The 16,695-nt window shown below is 58.7% G+C and carries 17 protein-coding genes; 12 read left to right on the plus strand and 5 right to left on the minus strand.

The annotated features are described in order from the left end of the window. Positions 1 to 35 precede the first annotated feature (35 nt). The 12 genes from J4721_RS13520 (at position 36) to J4721_RS13575 (ending at position 11,093) form a co-directional block, all read left to right on the plus strand. Positions 36 to 803: a Phenylacetic acid catabolic protein gene (locus J4721_RS13520; protein WP_102853983.1), complete on the plus strand. Its 768-nt coding sequence runs from the start codon at positions 36 to 38 to the stop codon at positions 801 to 803. A gap of 126 nt (positions 804 to 929) precedes the next feature. After that, positions 930 to 1,796, plus strand: a complete 867-nt coding sequence (locus tag J4721_RS13525) for a branched-chain amino acid aminotransferase (RefSeq protein ID WP_211002828.1) — start codon at positions 930 to 932, stop codon at positions 1,794 to 1,796. An 86-nt stretch (positions 1,797 to 1,882) separates the two neighbouring features. Continuing rightward, the gene (locus J4721_RS13530) at positions 1,883 to 2,338 is read left to right on the plus strand and encodes a universal stress protein (protein WP_014873502.1); all 456 of its coding nucleotides are present in this window, start codon (positions 1,883 to 1,885) and stop codon (positions 2,336 to 2,338) included. 162 nt (positions 2,339 to 2,500) lie between these two features. After that, on the plus strand, positions 2,501 to 3,064 hold the full coding sequence (locus J4721_RS13535) for a NifU family protein (RefSeq protein ID WP_014873501.1): 564 nt from the start codon (positions 2,501 to 2,503) through the stop codon (positions 3,062 to 3,064). Continuing rightward, on the plus strand, positions 3,054 to 3,650 hold the full coding sequence (tsaB, locus tag J4721_RS13540; protein ID WP_014879079.1) for a tRNA (adenosine(37)-N6)-threonylcarbamoyltransferase complex dimerization subunit type 1 TsaB: 597 nt from the start codon (positions 3,054 to 3,056) through the stop codon (positions 3,648 to 3,650). Before J4721_RS13535 ends, tsaB begins: the two co-directional genes overlap by 11 nt. 64 nt (positions 3,651 to 3,714) lie before the next feature. Then, the gene (locus J4721_RS13545; protein ID WP_211002827.1) at positions 3,715 to 4,131 is read left to right on the plus strand and encodes a GNAT family N-acetyltransferase; all 417 of its coding nucleotides are present in this window, start codon (positions 3,715 to 3,717) and stop codon (positions 4,129 to 4,131) included. A 129-nt stretch (positions 4,132 to 4,260) separates the two neighbouring features. Then, positions 4,261 to 5,256, plus strand: a complete 996-nt coding sequence (locus J4721_RS13550; RefSeq protein ID WP_014873498.1) for a BMP family protein — start codon at positions 4,261 to 4,263, stop codon at positions 5,254 to 5,256. A gap of 198 nt (positions 5,257 to 5,454) precedes the next feature. Continuing rightward, positions 5,455 to 6,984 (plus strand): ABC transporter ATP-binding protein, encoded by a 1,530-nt coding sequence (locus tag J4721_RS13555; RefSeq protein ID WP_014873497.1) that lies wholly within the window; start codon positions 5,455 to 5,457, stop codon positions 6,982 to 6,984. Further along, the gene (locus J4721_RS13560) at positions 6,985 to 8,079 is read left to right on the plus strand and encodes an ABC transporter permease (protein WP_014873496.1); all 1,095 of its coding nucleotides are present in this window, start codon (positions 6,985 to 6,987) and stop codon (positions 8,077 to 8,079) included. Beyond that, positions 8,079 to 9,044: an ABC transporter permease gene (locus tag J4721_RS13565; protein ID WP_044040428.1), complete on the plus strand. Its 966-nt coding sequence runs from the start codon at positions 8,079 to 8,081 to the stop codon at positions 9,042 to 9,044. The genes J4721_RS13560 and J4721_RS13565 overlap by 1 nt, the downstream gene beginning before the upstream one ends. 233 nt (positions 9,045 to 9,277) lie before the next feature. Next, positions 9,278 to 10,201: a sulfite exporter TauE/SafE family protein gene (locus tag J4721_RS13570; RefSeq protein WP_211002826.1), complete on the plus strand. Its 924-nt coding sequence runs from the start codon at positions 9,278 to 9,280 to the stop codon at positions 10,199 to 10,201. A gap of 1 nt (position 10,202) precedes the next feature. Beyond that, positions 10,203 to 11,093: a TIGR02186 family protein gene (locus J4721_RS13575; RefSeq protein WP_211002825.1), complete on the plus strand. Its 891-nt coding sequence runs from the start codon at positions 10,203 to 10,205 to the stop codon at positions 11,091 to 11,093. A 95-nt stretch (positions 11,094 to 11,188) separates the two neighbouring features. Here the strand turns inward: J4721_RS13575 and J4721_RS13580 are convergent, their stop codons facing one another. From J4721_RS13580 to ccrA, 5 genes are all read right to left on the minus strand, one after another. Continuing rightward, a complete protein-coding gene (locus J4721_RS13580) occupies positions 11,189 to 11,947 on the minus strand; it encodes an SDR family oxidoreductase (RefSeq protein ID WP_211002824.1) in 759 nt (252 codons plus the stop codon). Next, positions 11,944 to 13,482 carry an AAA family ATPase gene (locus J4721_RS13585; protein ID WP_102882963.1) on the minus strand — a complete coding sequence of 513 codons (1,539 nt, stop codon included), beginning with the start codon at positions 13,480 to 13,482 and terminating at the stop codon, positions 11,944 to 11,946. Before J4721_RS13585 ends, J4721_RS13580 begins: the two co-directional genes overlap by 4 nt. A 108-nt stretch (positions 13,483 to 13,590) precedes the next feature. Then, positions 13,591 to 14,232, minus strand: coding sequence for an acyl-homoserine-lactone synthase (locus J4721_RS13590; protein WP_014879070.1), 642 nt, complete (start codon positions 14,230 to 14,232; stop codon positions 13,591 to 13,593). Positions 14,233 to 14,326: 94 nt separating this feature from the next. Next, positions 14,327 to 15,046: a LuxR family transcriptional regulator gene (locus tag J4721_RS13595; RefSeq protein ID WP_014873489.1), complete on the minus strand. Its 720-nt coding sequence runs from the start codon at positions 15,044 to 15,046 to the stop codon at positions 14,327 to 14,329. Between the two features lie 319 nt (positions 15,047 to 15,365). Beyond that, positions 15,366 to 16,646, minus strand: a complete 1,281-nt coding sequence (gene ccrA / locus J4721_RS13600; protein ID WP_014873488.1) for a crotonyl-CoA carboxylase/reductase — start codon at positions 16,644 to 16,646, stop codon at positions 15,366 to 15,368. Positions 16,647 to 16,695 lie beyond the last annotated feature (49 nt).

The following is a 16,695-nucleotide window of genomic DNA, read 5'->3' on the forward strand; positions in this document are numbered from 1 at the left end:
CAGCTGCGCATCAGCAGATCCGAGGAGAGCATGGCATGAATGATGAGATGAGCATCGAGGGCTATCTGGCGGCCGGTGGCGTCCTCAGCAACCCTTCCAATGTTCCGCCACGCTACCGCGCAGAGTTGATGACAATCATGGCCAGCTTTGTCGACAGCGCGCTTGCAGGCGCCGCGGGGTTTGTCGATATCATCAACGAAGGTCCGGGTATCAAATCCCGCATGGCTGCAGCCCGGATCGTTTTGGAAAAAACCGCCAACGCTGATCGTGTTCTGCAGGTAATGGGTGATTTTGGCGCCGATACTGAACGCTATGTGGATCATCACCCCTGGACTGCGCGTCTAGATCGCGATGCAGGACTTGATCAGAGCCGATCAAAACACGACCGGCGCCTTGCGGTGTTCAACTACCCGCTGGAAGGTTGGGCCGATGCGGTGGTTATGAACCTTTTGATGGGCCGCGCGGTCGCTGTTCAGCTGGCAGAGCTGTCGATGATTTCCTACCAACCGTTGGCTGAGGCCTTCCGCTCAATTCAACCTGTCGAGGCCCATCATGCGCGCCTTGCCCACGAAGGGCTGGCGCGATTGGTGCAGGAAGGCGACATCAGCATGTTGACGGAATCCATTCACTATTGGTGGCCCCGGGTTGCCATCAGCTTTGGAACTGATGCCTCTGACAAGTTCGAGACCCTTTCTGCACTTGGCCTGCGCCACCGCAGCAATTCAGACCTGCGCACCAGGTGGCAAAGCGAGATGCGCGGCGTTCTGCGGGAGCTGGGGTTAGATGCGCCAGAACCTGCCTGATCAAGACGTATTCGCCGCCCAGATCTAGCAATACGCCCAAGCGCAGACGGCAGGAAAAGGTCTGGACGACTGACCCATTGCGCCCTAGGGTCGCCCCACTCCAGCACCTACAGGACGAGGCCCGGCATGGCGATCAGCAAGACCATTCGCACCTATTTCAACGGCAGCTGGCACGACGGTGATGTCGCGATCATGAAGGCTGCAGACCATGCCGCGTGGCTCGGGTCCTCCGTATTTGATGGGGCCCGTCTGTTTGATGGGGTCACCCCTGATCTTGATCTGCACTGCGCGCGCGCCAACGCTTCAGCTGAAGCCCTTATGATGGCACCGACCGTCAGTATCACAGACATGGTCGCCATTGCCAAAGAAGGGCTGTCTCTCTTTGCCCCCGGCGCAGCCGTCTATATCCGGCCCATGTACTGGGCGACAGACGGCGATTCCACAATGATCGCACCGGGGCCAGAAAGCACCCAATTCGCGCTCTGTCTGGAAGAGATCCCGATGGCACCCCCGACAGCCTCCGCCACACTGACCCGCACCTCTTTTCGGCGGCCCATCCTTGAAAGCGCCGTGGTGAATGCAAAGGCGGGCTGCCTCTATCCCAACAACGCCCGCATGCTGCGCGAAGCCCGCGCCAAAGGCTTCAGCAACGCTTTGGCACTAGATGCGATGGGCAATGTTGCCGAAACCGCGACGGCAAATATCTTCATGGTGCGTGACGGCGAGGTCTTCACCCCGATTGCCAACGGCACCTTTCTTGCCGGGATCACCCGCGCCCGCCACATTGCAAACCTACGCGCCGATGGCATCACGGTTCACGAGAGCGTGCTGGGCTACACGGATTTTGAACAGGCCGATGAGATCTTCATGTCGGGCAACATGAGCAAAGTCACCCCGGTCACCGCTTTCGACGACAATCAGTATCAGATCGGCCCCCTCGCCAAACGAACCCGCGAACTCTACTGGGACTGGGCAACAAGCAACGCCAGTTGATCCCGTCGATGTGACGCCGCGTGCTCGTCTATTGCACCAAGGGATCGCTTACGCCATGATCCAATCGGAACAACCAGAGGATCAATATGCGCAAATTTCTTGTCGTATTGGATGACAGTCGCGAATGTCTGAACGCGATGCGGTTCGCCGCCATGCGCGCTGCCAAAACCGGCGGCGGGGTTGAGATCCTTTCAGTGATTCCCCCGGATGAATTCAACCACTGGATCGGGGTTGGCGAAGTGATGCGGGAAGAAGCCCGTGAACGCATACACGCGCATTTTGAAGTTTTTGCAAAATGGATGCGGGACCGTCAGGGGATTGAACCCAAACTTGTGATCCGTGAAGGCGAAGCTGTGCCTGAGATCATCGCCCAGATCGAGTCCGACACCGAAATTGGTGTTCTGGTACTGGGCGCAGGGGACGATCGCAAAGGTCCCGGCCCGCTTGTCACCCAACTTAGCCGCTCATCTGGCAGCCTGCCGGTGCCGATCACAATCGTGCCCGGCGATCTGTCCAAGGAAAAACTGGAAGCGATCACCTGACGGCTTCTGACCTGCCAGCACAGTTGTCGCTCTCCTCCTGAGGGGATCCGACCAGGACACGCCAGCACGGCCCGATAGGGCTTTCGAATTTAGAATTGTTCCAAATCTTGACTTAAGCGGGTCGGAGGCGCATATCTCTGCCACGCTTTAAGGAGGCCCGACATGTTCATTCAGACCGAATCCACGCCCAACCCGGCGACGCTGAAATTCCTGCCGGGCCAGACTGTTCTGGAGATGGGCACCGCCGATTTTCCAACCGCTGATGCCGCGGGCAGCTCGCCTCTAGCGCAGCGAATCTTTGCCGTTTCCGGGGTCACAGGCGTGTTCTTTGGCAATGACTTTGTCACAGTAACCAAAGCTGATACCGTTGAATGGGACCATATCAAGCCCGCAATCCTGGGCGCCGTGATGGAGCATTTCCAGTCCGGTCAGCCGGTCATCTCTGAGGGCGGAGAACAGACCTCGGGTCATGCTGAACACACTGGTGAAGACGGCGAAATCGTCAACCAAATCAAGGAATTGCTTGACAGCCGCGTGCGCCCAGCGGTGGCCCAGGATGGCGGCGACATCACGTTCCATGGATTTGATCGCGGCGTTGTTTATCTGCACATGCAAGGGGCTTGTGCCGGTTGCCCGTCTTCAACCCTGACCCTGAAGATGGGCATCGAAAACCTGCTGCGTCACTACATTCCGGAAGTAACCGAGGTGCGACCCGTTGCCGTCTGACGTTCTCGTCCTCGGATTTGATACATCGGCCGCGCATTGCGCGGCCGCTTTGTTGCAGGGGGACGTCATCCTCGCACAAACTTGTGAAGAGATGACACGCGGACAGGCCGAACGGCTGATGCCGCTGCTGGAGGAAGTACTCGCTGAAGGTGGAGCAACCTGGGCCGATCTTGATGCGCTGGGAGTTGGCATAGGTCCGGGCAACTTCACCGGAATTCGCATTGCCGTCTCAGCTGCGAGAGGCCTGGCATTGGGGTTGGAAATCCCCGCCGTCGGCGTCAACGGGTTTGAGGCGCGCGAGCATCCCGGTACATTCGCTGCGGTGCCAGCGCCACGTGATCAGGTGTACGCGCATCCCCCAGGAGAAGATCCCCGACTAATGCCGCTCGCCGAAGCGCACGCCATCGCAACAGTGCTGAGGCTGGAGCTGGTTGCTGAGGCGACGCCACCGCACATTGCCGAAACGATCGCACGACGGGCTGCAGAGCGCTACAAAGATGCCACATCCGCACCAGCTCCCCTGTACCTGCGGGCTGCTGATGCCGCCCCTGCCAAAGACGCACCGCCAACACTGATTGACGGTTAAGATCTGCCTGCTGACCATGACGACACCCGCGCACAACCAGCTAACTCCCCCAACGCCGGAGGACATGGCCCGTACCCATCAGGCGGCTTTTCTGCAGGGTCGTCCTTGGTCCGCACGCGAATTTTCTGCCCTCTTGGACAGCCCGTTCAGCTATGTGGTCGGAGATGCGCGCAGTTTTGCCCTTGGCCGCGTCGTCGCCGGGGAAGCGGAACTCCTGACCATTGCCACCCACCCCAGTCATCAGCGGCAAGGGCTGGCACGAGCCATCCTGGAGAGATGGCGGGAGGTTGCCCTGACGCGCGATGCAACCGATGGGTTTCTGGAGGTTGCAGCAGACAACCAGCCGGCCCGCACCCTGTACAAGGCCTATGGATTCGCAGAAAGCGGTCGACGGGTCGGTTACTACCCCCGCAAAGGCGCGGCAGCAGTGGACGCAGTGCTCATGAGTGTCAGCTTACGCAAGGCCGAAAGCCCAGAATAACACCAAAAGGTCAAAAAACGGTTGACCCTCTCCGCAGCCTACGGCCTAAATTGTCGCACCTTTTTAAAAACACATGGGTTGGGGCGGTCAGACTGGCCGCATCAAGAGCAACAAATTGGGAGTACCCCTATGACCCTGATGAAATCCCTGATGAGCGCAGCGGCAGCCGTGGCGCTGACAGCGGGTGCTGCGATGGCAGAACCCGCGCTGATCTTCGATCTGGGCGGCAAGTTCGACAAGTCCTTCAACGAAGCAGCCTTCGCCGGCGCGCAGCGTTGGGCTGAAGAGACCGGCGAAAGCTTCCGTGAAATCGAACTGCAGTCAGAAGCTCAGCGTGAGCAGGCGCTGCGCCGCTTTGCCGAAGCTGGCGCAAACCCGATCGTGATGGCAGGTTTTGCCTTCGCCGACGCTCTGGGTCAGGTCGCTGCAGACTACCCGGACACCAAATTCGTGATCATCGACATGGTTGTGGACGCACCCAATGTCCGCTCCGTTGTTTTCAATGAGCACGAAGGCTCCTACCTCGTGGGTATGCTGGCGGCCAAAGCCTCAAAATCGGGCACTGTTGGTTTCATCGGCGGCATGGATATCCCTCTGATCCGCAAATTCGCCTGTGGCTATGCCGAGGGCGTGAAAGCGGCCAATCCGGACGCAACCGTGATCGCCAATATGACCGGCACCACCCCGGCGGCGTGGAATGACCCGGTCAAGGGCTCCGAGCTGACCAAAGCGCAGATCAGCCAGGGCGCTGACGTTGTTTATGCTGCAGCAGGCGGCACTGGCGTTGGCGTACTGCAGACCGCAGCCGACGAAGGCATCTTGTCGATCGGCGTGGACAGCAATCAGAACCACCTGCACCCGGGTAAGGTCCTGACCTCCATGATGAAGCGCGTCGACAACGCTGTGTTTGAGGCCTTCTCCGACGGTACTGAGCTGGAAACAGGTTTCTCCGTCATGGGCCTGTCCAATGGTGGCGTGGGCTTCGCGGTTGACGACAACAACGCGTCGCTGATTACCGAGGAGATGACAGCCGCGACTGATGACGCCGCTGCCAAGATCGCCACCGGTGAGATCACTGTGCATGACTATATGTCGGATGACAGCTGCCCGGCTCTGTCCTTCTAAGCACTGAACTGCCCCCCGGCCCACCGTGACCCTGTTGCGATCATGGTGGTGACCGGGGGTTTCATATTGCCCGGAGGCTGCGCCTTTGCCGCCTCCGGGTTTGGTTTTTCCTAGGTTGGCTAAAATGCACATGTTAACCGCCCATCGCTGTGACGCGGATCTGTGCCAACTGATCCAGGATGAATAAGGGGAGCCCGAATGACGGCACCAGCAATTGAACTAAAAGGCATCTCCAAAGCCTTTGGCCCGGTTCAGGCCAATAAGGATATCTCAATCCGTGTTGCCCCGGGCACGATCCACGGGATCATCGGCGAAAACGGAGCGGGTAAATCAACGCTGATGAGCATCCTCTACGGGTTCTACAAGGCCGATAAAGGCGAGGTTTGGATTCACGGGAAACGGACCGAAATCCCCGACAGCCAAGCGGCCATCTCAGCCGGTATCGGCATGGTGTTCCAACACTTTAAACTGGTGGAGAATTTCACCGTATTGGAGAATATCATTCTAGGCGCCGAAGATGGCGGGCTGCTGAAACCATCGCTGAGTAAGGCACGAAAGTCGCTGAAGGATCTGGCAGCAGAATATGAGCTGAACGTTGACCCCGATGCGCGCATCGACGAGATCGGTGTGGGTATGCAACAGCGCGTCGAGATCCTGAAGGCACTCTATCGTCAGGCCGACATCTTGATTCTGGATGAACCCACCGGTGTGTTGACCCCGGCAGAAGCGGATCAACTGTTCCGTATTCTGGACCGGCTGCGCGCAGAGGGAAAAACAATCATCCTGATTACCCACAAGCTGCGCGAAATCATGGAATACACCGACACGGTATCGGTGATGCGCCGTGGCGAGATGACCGCCACCGTGAAGACCGCCGAGACCAGCCCCGAGCATCTGGCTGAGCTGATGGTCGGCCGTAAGGTGCTGTTGCGTGTCGATAAAGTTCCCGCCACCCCTGGCAAGCCAATCCTTGAGATTGAGAACCTCAGCGTTGTTGATGAGGCCGGCGTCGCACGCGTTAAGAACATTGATCTGACTGTCCGTGCCGGAGAAATCCTGGGGATCGCCGGTGTTGCCGGCAATGGCCAGTCCGAGCTGATGGAAGTGCTGGGTGGCATGCGTGAGGGTCAGGGCAGCATTCGCCTCAATGGCGCGCCCCTGCCTTTGTCAGGTGCCGGATCCGACGCCCGCGCCCGTCGCGCAGCCCATGTGGCCCATGTCCCAGAAGACCGCCAGCGCGAAGGTCTGATCATGGACTTTCACGCTTGGGAAAACGTGGCGTTCGGCTATCACCACGCCCCCGAATACCAGCGCGGCCTGCTGATGAACAACGCTGCCCTGCGCGCAGATACAGAGGCCAAGATGGCCAAATTTGACGTCCGCCCACCGGATCCATGGCTCGCCGCCAAGAACTTCTCCGGAGGCAATCAGCAGAAAATCGTTGTCGCCCGCGAAATCGAACGCAATCCAGAGCTGCTGCTGATCGGCCAGCCGACACGGGGCGTCGATATCGGTGCCATCGAGTTTATTCACAAGCAGATCGTCGAGCTGCGCGATCAGGGGAAGGCTATCCTGCTGGTCTCTGTTGAGTTGGAAGAGATCCTGTCGCTTGCCGACCGTGTTGCTGTGATGTTTGACGGGATGATCATGGGCGAACGCCCTGCTGATCAGACCGATGAGAAAGAGCTGGGCCTGTTGATGGCCGGCGTCGCGGGGGAGGCCGCGTAAATGGATAAGATGCCTAAATGGGCCGATGTCGTGCTGATCCCACTGATCAGCCTCATATTGGCCGCTATTCTCTCTGCCTTGGTGATCCTCGGCATTGGCGAAGACCCAATTGCTGCCGTGAACCTGATGGTATCCGGGGCGCTGGGGTCGACCTATGGCTGGGGCTATACGCTCTACTACGCCACCAACTTCCTGTTCACGGGTCTTGCCGTATCCGTGGCCTTCCACGCGCGACTGTTCAACATCGGCGGCGAGGGTCAGGCAATGCTCGGCGGTCTGGGCGTCGCCCTAGTCTGCCTGTACATCCCGTGGCCCCATTGGTCACTTGCGTTGATCTTTGCCAGCCTCGGTGCTGCGGTGTTTGGAGCGGCCTGGGCGGCCATCCCGGCCTATCTTCAGGCAAAACGCGGCAGCCACATCGTGATCACCACCATCATGTTCAACTTCATCGCTGCTGCGGTGCTGAACTATGTGTTGGTGAACCTGCTGCGGCCCGAAGGCTCGATGGATCCGGCCACAGCCCGCTTTCCTGAGGCCGTTCACCTGCCGTCGCTGCATGAAATTCTGGCGCCTATCGGCATTGAGTTTTCCAAAGCAGCCCCCGCGAATGTCAGCTTCCTTGTAGCGGTTGCGGCCTGCATCGCGGTCTGGCTGCTGATCTGGCGCACCAAGCTTGGCTATGAGATTCGGGCCTATGGCAATTCCGAATATGGTGCGCTCTATGCCGGGATTTCGCCGGTGAAGATCACCATGGTTGCCATGCTGATCTCTGGCGGCCTGGCAGGCATGATGGCCACCAACAATGTGATGGGTGAGGCAGAGCGTCTGGTTCTGAATTCTACCGAAGGCGCTGGTTTCATCGGCATTGCCGTAGCTCTTATGGGGCGCAGCCATCCCTTTGGTGTGTTCCTTGCCGCGATCCTGTTCGGCTTCCTCTATCAGGGCGGCGCTGAACTGGCGCTCTGGACCAGCATTCCGCGCGAATTGATCGTGGTCATTCAGGCGCTGGTGATCCTATTCACAGGCGCATTGGACAATATGGTGAGAGGCCCGCTAGAGCGGATCTTCCTTGCTCTGCGCCGGGGGAAAGCATGATGGATTTTCTGACTCTGATCCAAGTGCTCGACAGCACCGTTCGTCTTGCTACGCCGCTGCTGCTGGCCTGTCTGGCAGGCCTGTTCTCTGAACGGGCCGGCATTTTTGATATTGGGCTTGAAGGCAAAATGCTGATGGCTGCCTTCTTCTCCGCTGCGGTTGCCGCGACCACGGGGAATGTCTGGCTGGGCCTTTTGGCTGGTATCGCGTCTTCGCTGGTCCTTAGCGGGCTGCACGGTCTCGCCTCGATCACCTTCCGCGGCAACCAGCTGATCTCAGGTGTGGCGATCAACTTCCTCGCTGCCGGGATGACGGTGCTGATTGCGCAGGACTGGTTCCAGCAAGGCGGCCGCACCCCGTCCCTCTTCTCAGGCGGTCGTTTTGAGCCAATCAACCTGCCGTTTGCGGATGCGCTGGCGAATGTACCGGTACTCGGGCCGATCTACAGTGAACTGCTATCCGGTCACTCTGTACTGGTCTACCTGGCCTTCCTAGCGGTTCCCGCCACAGCGTGGGTCCTGTTTGGTACCCGCTTCGGCCTGCGCCTCCGCGCCGTTGGGGAGAACCCGGCAGCTGTTGATACCGCCGGTGTATCTGTTGTCGGGCTGCGCTACGCAGCCGTGATGATCTGTGGCCTGCTTTGCGGGATCGCGGGTGCGTATCTTGCGACCGCCCTTCAGGCTGGGTTCGTGAAGGATATGACTGCGGGTCGTGGCTTTATCGCCTTGGCAGCCCTGATCTTTGCCAAGTGGCGGCCCTGGCATGCGCTTGGAGCCTGCCTTCTGTTCGGCCTCCTACAGGCGGTTGCCCTGCGGTTCCAGAATATTGAAATCGGGACCTTTGTGATCCCGGTTCAGATGATGGACGCGTTGCCCTACATTCTGACCGTCGTGATCTTGGCTGGGTTTGTTGGCAAAGCCGTACCGCCCAAGGCCGGTGGTGAGCCCTACGTCAAGGAACGCTAATATCCAGCTCCATTCCGCATAGCCACTTGGATCTGTGCGGAAACATCTTCAAGCGCCCGGCTATGGCCGGGCGTTTTGCGTCTCACGGTACCTACGCCACCGAACAGCAATCACCAATAAACGGACTGCCCTGCCGAAAATCATAGGTCCAGTTTTCCCACAACTTCAGTCCTGTTTTCTGCACAGCGGCATCGACAGTTGATTTTACGCAAGTGCTGCGGTCTAACACTGATATGCAGATTTATCTTCCCATCGCCGAGGTGTCGGTCAACGCATTCCTGCTTCTGGGGCTCGGCGGTATGGTCGGCATCCTGTCCGGCATGTTCGGTGTTGGCGGCGGCTTTTTGATGACGCCGCTTTTGTTTTTCATCGGCATCCCTCCTGCGGTTGCCGTGGCGACCGAAGCCAATCAGATCGTCGCCTCCTCTTTCTCCGGCGTTCTTGCCCATTTCAGGCGGCGAACCGTAGACATCAAGATGGGCCTTGTCCTGCAAGCCGGAGGTCTGCTTGGCGCCGCCCTCGGGGTTGTGGTCTTCAACTACCTCAAGGCCCTTGGCCAGGTCGATCTGCTGGTCAAACTCTGCTATGTCGTCTTCCTTGGCGTGGTTGGCGGACTAATGTTCGTCGAAAGCCTGAACGCGATCCGAAAATCCAAGACCTCAGCAGGCGCCGCGCCAGCGCCCCGCAGGCAGCGTGGCTGGGTCCATGCACTCCCGTTCAAGATGCGGTTCCGCACCTCAGGTCTTTATATCTCTGTCATTCCACCACTGCTGGTCGGCGTCGTCGTCGGTATCCTTGCCGCAATCATGGGGGTTGGTGGCGGTTTCATCATGGTGCCTGCGATGATCTACATTCTGGGCATGCCAACCAAGGTGGTTGTGGGCACATCGCTGTTCCAGATCATACTGGTGACAGCCTTCACCACCATGTTGCACGCCACTACAAACTACACAGTGGACATCGTCTTGGCGGTTCTGCTGTTAGTCGGCGGCGTCATCGGGGCGCAGATTGGCACCCGTATTGGGGTCTATCTGAAAGCAGAGCAGTTGCGTATCCTGCTCGCCCTCATGGTGATCGTGGTCTGTGTCAAGCTCGGTCTGGATCTCTTGCTCATACCCTCCGAGCTCTATTCGCTCGGCAGCGACGGGGGCCATTGAGATGCTCGGTTGCGCTATCCATCGTAAGGGCCGTGTCGAGTCGCGCTCGGGCTTGCACCACGCCAGTCAGCGCCTTTGTGCGGCACTCTTGCTGATCCTGCCGCTCGCGTCACTCGCACCGGCACCAACAGAAGCCCAAACCACAGCCACCCTGATTGACAGTGAACCCGCAACCGGGCCGCGCGAAGAAGTCGTGCTGGGCCTCAGCCAGGACCGTGTTGCCATCACAGCCAACTTTGATGGTTCGGAGATCCTGATCTTCGGCGCCGTGAAACGCGAAGCACCGATCCCGCAGGATGACCCGCTTGAGGTGATTGTCGCCGTGTCCGGCCCGTCGTCGCCGGTGATGGTCCGGCGCAAGGAAAAAAAGCTTGGTATTTGGGTGAATACAGACAGCGTTCTGGTGGACTCAGCCCCCAGCTTCTATGCCGTCGCAACCAGCGCGCCCCTCTCGCAGGTGCTGAGCGATACCGAAGATCTGCGGTATCGGGTATCCGTGGGTCGTGCGATCCGCTCGGTTGGGGCCGGGATGCACATACGCGGCGCCCAGCGATTTGCCGAAGCCGTGATCCGCATTCGCTCCGACAATGATCTCTACTCGCTACGGGAAAATACCGTCGCTGTAGATCAGCAAACCTTGTTTCGCACAGCGATTGACATGCCCGCCGACCTTACGGAAGGAGCCTATCGCACGCGCATCCTGCTGACCCGAGGGGGAACGGTGGTAGCGCAGTACGAAACCAACATCGACGTGCGCAAGGTGGGGCTGGAACGTTTTCTCTACGCGATGTCGCGGGAGCAGCCGTTTCTCTACGGTTTGATGTCACTGGCCATTGCGATTGCCGCAGGCTGGGGAGCCTCGGCCGCCTTCCGCCTCTTGCGCAGAAGCTGAAGGCAGCCCCGCCGTGCAAAGCGCGGCGCCACGCCCAACGGATGCGCTGCCAGCTTGGTGGTATCGTACCCGGGCGGGAGCCTCCCCCGTCCCGTCTAACCGCGCCCGATGTAGGGCATGGTCGTCGCCATGATCGTCATGAACTGAACATTCGCCTCAAGTGGCAGATCTGCCATATGCAGCACCGATTGCGCGGCGTCTTCCACAGCAAAGGTCTGCATCGGTACGGCAGACGGATCAGCTGCGATCTGCCGTGCACTCAGATCTTCCAACATGGGCGTGCGCGCGTTGCCGATATCGATTTGCCCGCAGGCGATCTGAAAGGGGCGCCCATCCAAGGACAGGCTACGGGTCAGCCCGGTGATCGCCGATTTTGTCGCCGCATAGGGGGCTGATCCGGGGCGCGGAACATGAGCCGCGATGGATCCGTTGTTGATGATCCGGCCACCCTGCGGCGATTGCTGGCGCATCTGGCGAAAGGCCGCGCGCGCTGCCAGAAACATACCGTTTAAGTTCACATTGACCGCAGCAAACCAATCTTCCAGCTCAATCTCGTCGATGGTGCCCGAAGGGGTGAAAATACCAGCATTGTTGAACAGCACATCCAACCGCCCTACCCGTTTTGCAAAGCAATCAAAGGCGTGGTCGACAGCGCCGGGGTCCGTCACATCGGCGGGCAGAACATGAGCTGTGTCACGATCCTGCGCGACCTCTTCCAACTGTTCTGCACGACGCGCCAACAGGCCAACCTGCCAGCCCTTCTCCAGAAACAACTCAGCCACGGCACGACCGATACCCGAGCTTGCCCCGGTGATCAGGATCGTACGCTTGGAGACTTGATCCTCTGCGCTCATACCGGGCTGTCCTCCTGCATTTCCAAGGTCAGGGCACTAGCCGGTGCTGCGCGCAGGTCATCCACCTGCAGGGGCCCGGTTGGCTTTGCGAGACGGTTACGCACCACCCAGATCAGCCGTTCCTGAGCCCGCGTGATTGCGACATAAGCCAGCCGCTTCCATAGGGGCTGGCCAGCCTCAACCCGGCCCATCCGTGCAGCTGCGTAAATGTCAGGCGCAAAAACCTGTGCCGTTGGCCACTGTGATCCTTGGGCCTTGTGAATGGTGACCGCTGCCCCATGCAGAAAAGCCGCCCCCATCCGCGCAGCAAACGGAATGAAAGGCTCTTCTTCCTCAGGCTTTTCGATCTTCACGATTGATGCGGCGGACACCTGCGGGTCTTCTGCCCCCATCACATGAAGACGCGAAAACCCCGGTTTCCGGCCAGGCCCGAGATAGATTACCTGCGCGCCCTTAATCAGACCGCGGGCCTCAAGATCCAGCCGTTTCTTGCGGTGTTTCATCGGCAATTCAATACCATCACAGATTAGCGGTTCGCCCGCCAGCAGGCTGTCTTCCGGCGCGCCATGCACATTTCGGAAGGCATTGATCAGCCGGATGCGAGTGTTGTTGCGCCAGACCAGAACCGGGGAGCGCGCCATCAGATCCACCTCCACCCGCTGGCCCCAGACCACGCGCTCGTCCTGGCGGGAGAGACCTTCAACCATACGCTCGAAATCCTCGAAGCCGACGTCTGGATCGGCCAGCGCATGGGCGAGATCCAGAATAGGGTTACCGGCCTCCTGACGGTGAATGCGATTGAGGATCAGCTTTCGCTCTTCCGGCAGCGTTTCAAAGACCATCGCACCAGATTGGTTCACTGGCGCAAGCTGCGCGGGGTCTCCGAACAGCAACAGCGTCGGAAAAATCTCCTTGAGATCCTGAAACTGGCGATCATCCAGCATCGAGGCCTCATCGATAAAGCCGATGTCCAGCGGCTCCTCTCGGCGTTTCCAGCCGGTAATGAAATCAGACCCCCGCAGCCCCGCAGCCGCCAAGGCGCCGGGGATCGATTTATTACGCTCGTAGAAAGCTTTGGCACGGGCCAACGCCTCCTCGGTCACCCCCTCAATTTCGGGCTCGTCGCCACTACCCGCCAGCCATTCGGCAATCCGCTCGTATTCAGGGTCATAGACCGGTGTATAGAGAATTCGGTGGATCGTGGTTGCCGGCACTCCGCGCAGGCGCAATACACTGGCCGCTTTGTTTGTCGGCGCCAGGATCGCAAGCGTGCGGCGGTCCTCATTTTTCTTCCGGCTTTCATAGTCGCCCGACACGACCTCGACCCCGGCTTTCTCCAGTGCTTTGTACAGCTCCGCCAGCAACAGTGTTTTGCCGGATCCTGCCTTGCCGATAACAGCCATTGCGCCGCCGTCACCGCGCGGCGGGTGGAGCAGATCGTCTTCCAGATCGACCCCCGCGTCGTGGAGAAGACTGCTAACGCGATCAAAGGCAACCGCCTGATCATCGGAGAATTTTATGGGTGCTGCGCTCATGCCGCGACCCTACAGGCGCCGGGCCGGCTGCACCAGAGCAGACGGCCCGGCGTGGCCCGGTTTTGGCAGAGGGCAGGTCTGACTGTCACATCCTCTTCAGCGTTGCCATCAGCCTGTCAGGGCAACGGATCCCGGCTCTACGGCCCCACCGAACGAACGATCAAACCACAATGTCGAGAGCTCCGGCTGGATACCCGCCTTCTGTGCGACGCGGTGATAGGCCTCCACCGAATAGTCCCAGAGACCAAGGCAAATCCGGTCCCGCCCTTCGCCCATGGTGCCAATGACGTCCGGACTAAAACCGAGCGATCGGTAGATTCTTACCATCCGGCGATCAAACACGCCTGCAAAGTGAGCAATGTTGAAATTCCGCATGATCTCCAGCCCAGCCAAGGTAAGCGCCCCGGCGACATTACCACTCACATCACGTGAGAGGCAGAACCGCGTGCATTCCCAGATCAGCGGGCTGCTGATGGCGTCACCTCCGGTCAGCTCAGGAAAGACATCATTAACCATGATCGGGCCCGTGGAGGGCAGGAACCGCATTGAGCCGCCGTGACGGCCATCGGCCTGCTCCCAAATCACATAGAGCGGATCAAGCGCGTCATACTCGTCGCGCTCTTCTCCTTGGGCATCTACCGTGACATCCCACCCAAGCCGCGTCTTGAACTGATCCGCGCGGTCCACGAACATCGAATGAGCCAATTCACGGTGCTGGTGCAGGTCGTGTGCATATACATAGCGAAGCATAACTTAGTCCCCTTTAGATAGAAAAGTAGGACCAGATTACGACCAGAAGAGATTCTCAACTATAAGGTTAATGAATGCCTGTAGCTTCAACGTGTTAAATGATGATCAGCCCGAGACTCAGGGCACGCGCGATGGCATGGGTGGTGTTGATGGCCCCCAATTTGAATCGCGCGCTCTCGATATAAACACGCAAAGTATGTTCCGAGATCGTTAGCGTCTTCGCCACCTGAGCACGGCTATATCCCATCGCAAGCAGGGTCAGCGCGTCAATCTCGCGAGGGGACAGCGGTTGCACATGCTCCGGGCTGCGATCCGGTTCGAACTCCAGTGCCTTGCGATTAAAGTAGTGCCCGATCAAGATCAGATCACGGCTGTGCTTGTCGGTGAACCGGGTCCAAGTGTCATCATCGCAGTTGTGACTGACTGTAAATAGTGCAAATTGCCCGTTCGGACCCCGGATCGGGATTGAGTACCCCTGGTTGCCGACATCATGCGCCAACGCATCTTGCAAAAACTCACGTGCGGGTTTGGAGGACCAGTCAAGCCGCCGCCAGTCGACCGGGTGGAACCGCTGATAGCACCCAATAATAACCGGGTCGACGCGCACATAGGCTTTTTCCTGATAGCGCTCTACCCAGCCCTGCGAATAGGTGCCAAAGTGATAGTGATCACCGGCACTATCCACCCAATGATACATGGCATGATCAACGTCAAAGGTATCGCAGACCCGCTGGATGATCTCCTGCAGACCATCGACTGAGGTTGTCGCATCCAATACCTCAAGGATCAGATCAAGATTAACTTTGGTTGCCATAAATTGCCTGAATCTCACTTAGTCTTGGCACAGGTCTCCTGCACCGTTGCGGCTGCCTGCATGAATTACAAACCGCGCTCTTGGTCTTTGTGCCGCGATCGTCGCAGCAGCGTCAACGGCATGCCTGCATATTGATCGAGTTTTTATTTCATAAGGGATTATCTAGCGCGCTGCCACAGAATGTCTGCACCATCAGCACCAAGCCGCCTGCTCATCTAGCGTCACAACCCACTGCACGACAGCATGCAGAACACACGAAAAAACCCGCCAGTCCTATCTGTGACTGGCGGGGCAAACTCATAGAAATCAGCCGGAGGTTCTACCCGGCCAGCACATCTTCCAAGGTACGCAGTCCGGTACGCGGCGCCTGAACAAGAACGGACATATTGCCGGGCTTATGTTCATTGCGCAGCATTTTCATATGGGCCTCCGGCAAGTCAGACCACGAGAAAACTTCAGACATGCAGGGGTCAAGGCGACGCTCTACCATCAGTTTATTCGCTGCAGCTGCCTGTTTCAGATGTGCGAAATGCGAACCCTGCAGGCGCTTTTGGTGCATCCACATATAGCGCACATCGAAGGTCAGATTGTAGCCGGTGGTGCCGGCGCAGATCACGACCATGCCGCCCTTTTTGCAAACAAAGGTCGAGACCGGGAACGTGCTTTCGCCAGGGTGCTCGAACACCATGTCAACATTGTTGCCCTTGCCGGTAATGTCCCAGATCGCCTTGCCGAATTTGCGCGCTTCCTTGAACCAATTGGCATATTCAGGGGTGTTCACTGTCGGCAGCTGGCCCCAGCAGTTGAAATCTTTGCGATTGATAACGCCCTTGGCGCCCAACCCCATGACAAAGTCGCGTTTGCTCTCGTCGGAGATCACGCCGATCGCGTTGGCCCCGGCGGTGTTGATCAGCTGGATCGCATAAGAGCCGAGGCCACCCGATGCGCCCCAGACCAGTACGTTCTGGCCCGGCTTCAGATCATGTGGTTCATGGCCGAACAGCATCCGGTAAGCGGTGGCCAGTGTCAGCGTATAGCAAGCGCTCTCTTCCCACGTCAGATGTTTGGGGCGCGGCATCAGCTGCTGTGACTGAACATTGGTGAACTGAGCAAAGGATCCGTCAGGGGTCTCATACCCCCAAATCCGCTGGCTGGGGGAGTACATTGGATCGCCGCCGTTGCATTCCTCATCATCGCCGTCGTCCTGATTGCAGTGGATCACCACCTCGTCACCGACCTTCCAGCGCTTCACCTTGTCGCCTACCGCCCACACGATGCCAGAGGCATCGGAACCTGCGATGTGAAACGGGGCACCATGCCCGTCAAACGGGCTAATGGGTGTGCCAAGTGCGGCCCACACACCGTTGTAGTTCACCCCGGCTGCCATCACGAGAACGAGCACATCGTGGCTGTCCAACTTAGGGACATCAACAACCTCCTGCACCATGGCAGTGTCGGGGTTGCCGTGGCGCTCCTTGCGGATTGTCCAAGCATACATTTTTTGCGGCACATACCCCATCGGTGGCAGTTCACCGATCTCATAAAGCTCTTTTTCAGGGGCCTCGTAGGAGAGGGCGCCGTTCTGCGTATCCAAAGCCATGCTGGCCTCCTTTTTTCCGCTGTTCGCCGCAATGCAGAATCGCAGCTGC

Source organism: Phaeobacter sp. HS011 (genome assembly GCF_018101215.1).
Lineage (GTDB): Bacteria > Pseudomonadota > Alphaproteobacteria > Rhodobacterales > Rhodobacteraceae > Phaeobacter > Phaeobacter inhibens.

Coding starts and splice junctions, on each gene's coding strand:
- J4721_RS13525 (WP_211002828.1), top strand. CDS start 930: ATGGCGATCAGCAAGACCATTCGCACCTATTTCAACGGCAGCTGGCAC.
- J4721_RS13570 (WP_211002826.1), top strand. CDS start 9,278: ATGCAGATTTATCTTCCCATCGCCGAGGTGTCGGTCAACGCATTCCTG.
- J4721_RS13545 (WP_211002827.1), top strand. CDS start 3,715: ATGGCCCGTACCCATCAGGCGGCTTTTCTGCAGGGTCGTCCTTGGTCC.
- J4721_RS13560 (WP_014873496.1), top strand. CDS start 6,985: ATGGATAAGATGCCTAAATGGGCCGATGTCGTGCTGATCCCACTGATC.
- J4721_RS13580 (WP_211002824.1), bottom strand. CDS start 11,947: ATGAGCGCAGAGGATCAAGTCTCCAAGCGTACGATCCTGATCACCGGG.
- J4721_RS13590 (WP_014879070.1), bottom strand. CDS start 14,232: ATGCTTCGCTATGTATATGCACACGACCTGCACCAGCACCGTGAATTG.
- J4721_RS13550 (WP_014873498.1), top strand. CDS start 4,261: ATGACCCTGATGAAATCCCTGATGAGCGCAGCGGCAGCCGTGGCGCTG.
- J4721_RS13555 (WP_014873497.1), top strand. CDS start 5,455: ATGACGGCACCAGCAATTGAACTAAAAGGCATCTCCAAAGCCTTTGGC.
- J4721_RS13535 (WP_014873501.1), top strand. CDS start 2,501: ATGTTCATTCAGACCGAATCCACGCCCAACCCGGCGACGCTGAAATTC.
- J4721_RS13595 (WP_014873489.1), bottom strand. CDS start 15,046: ATGGCAACCAAAGTTAATCTTGATCTGATCCTTGAGGTATTGGATGCG.
- J4721_RS13530 (WP_014873502.1), top strand. CDS start 1,883: ATGCGCAAATTTCTTGTCGTATTGGATGACAGTCGCGAATGTCTGAAC.
- J4721_RS13565 (WP_044040428.1), top strand. CDS start 8,079: ATGGATTTTCTGACTCTGATCCAAGTGCTCGACAGCACCGTTCGTCTT.
- J4721_RS13585 (WP_102882963.1), bottom strand. CDS start 13,482: ATGAGCGCAGCACCCATAAAATTCTCCGATGATCAGGCGGTTGCCTTT.
- ccrA (WP_014873488.1), bottom strand. CDS start 16,646: ATGGCTTTGGATACGCAGAACGGCGCCCTCTCCTACGAGGCCCCTGAA.
- J4721_RS13520 (WP_102853983.1), top strand. CDS start 36: ATGAATGATGAGATGAGCATCGAGGGCTATCTGGCGGCCGGTGGCGTC.
- J4721_RS13575 (WP_211002825.1), top strand. CDS start 10,203: ATGCTCGGTTGCGCTATCCATCGTAAGGGCCGTGTCGAGTCGCGCTCG.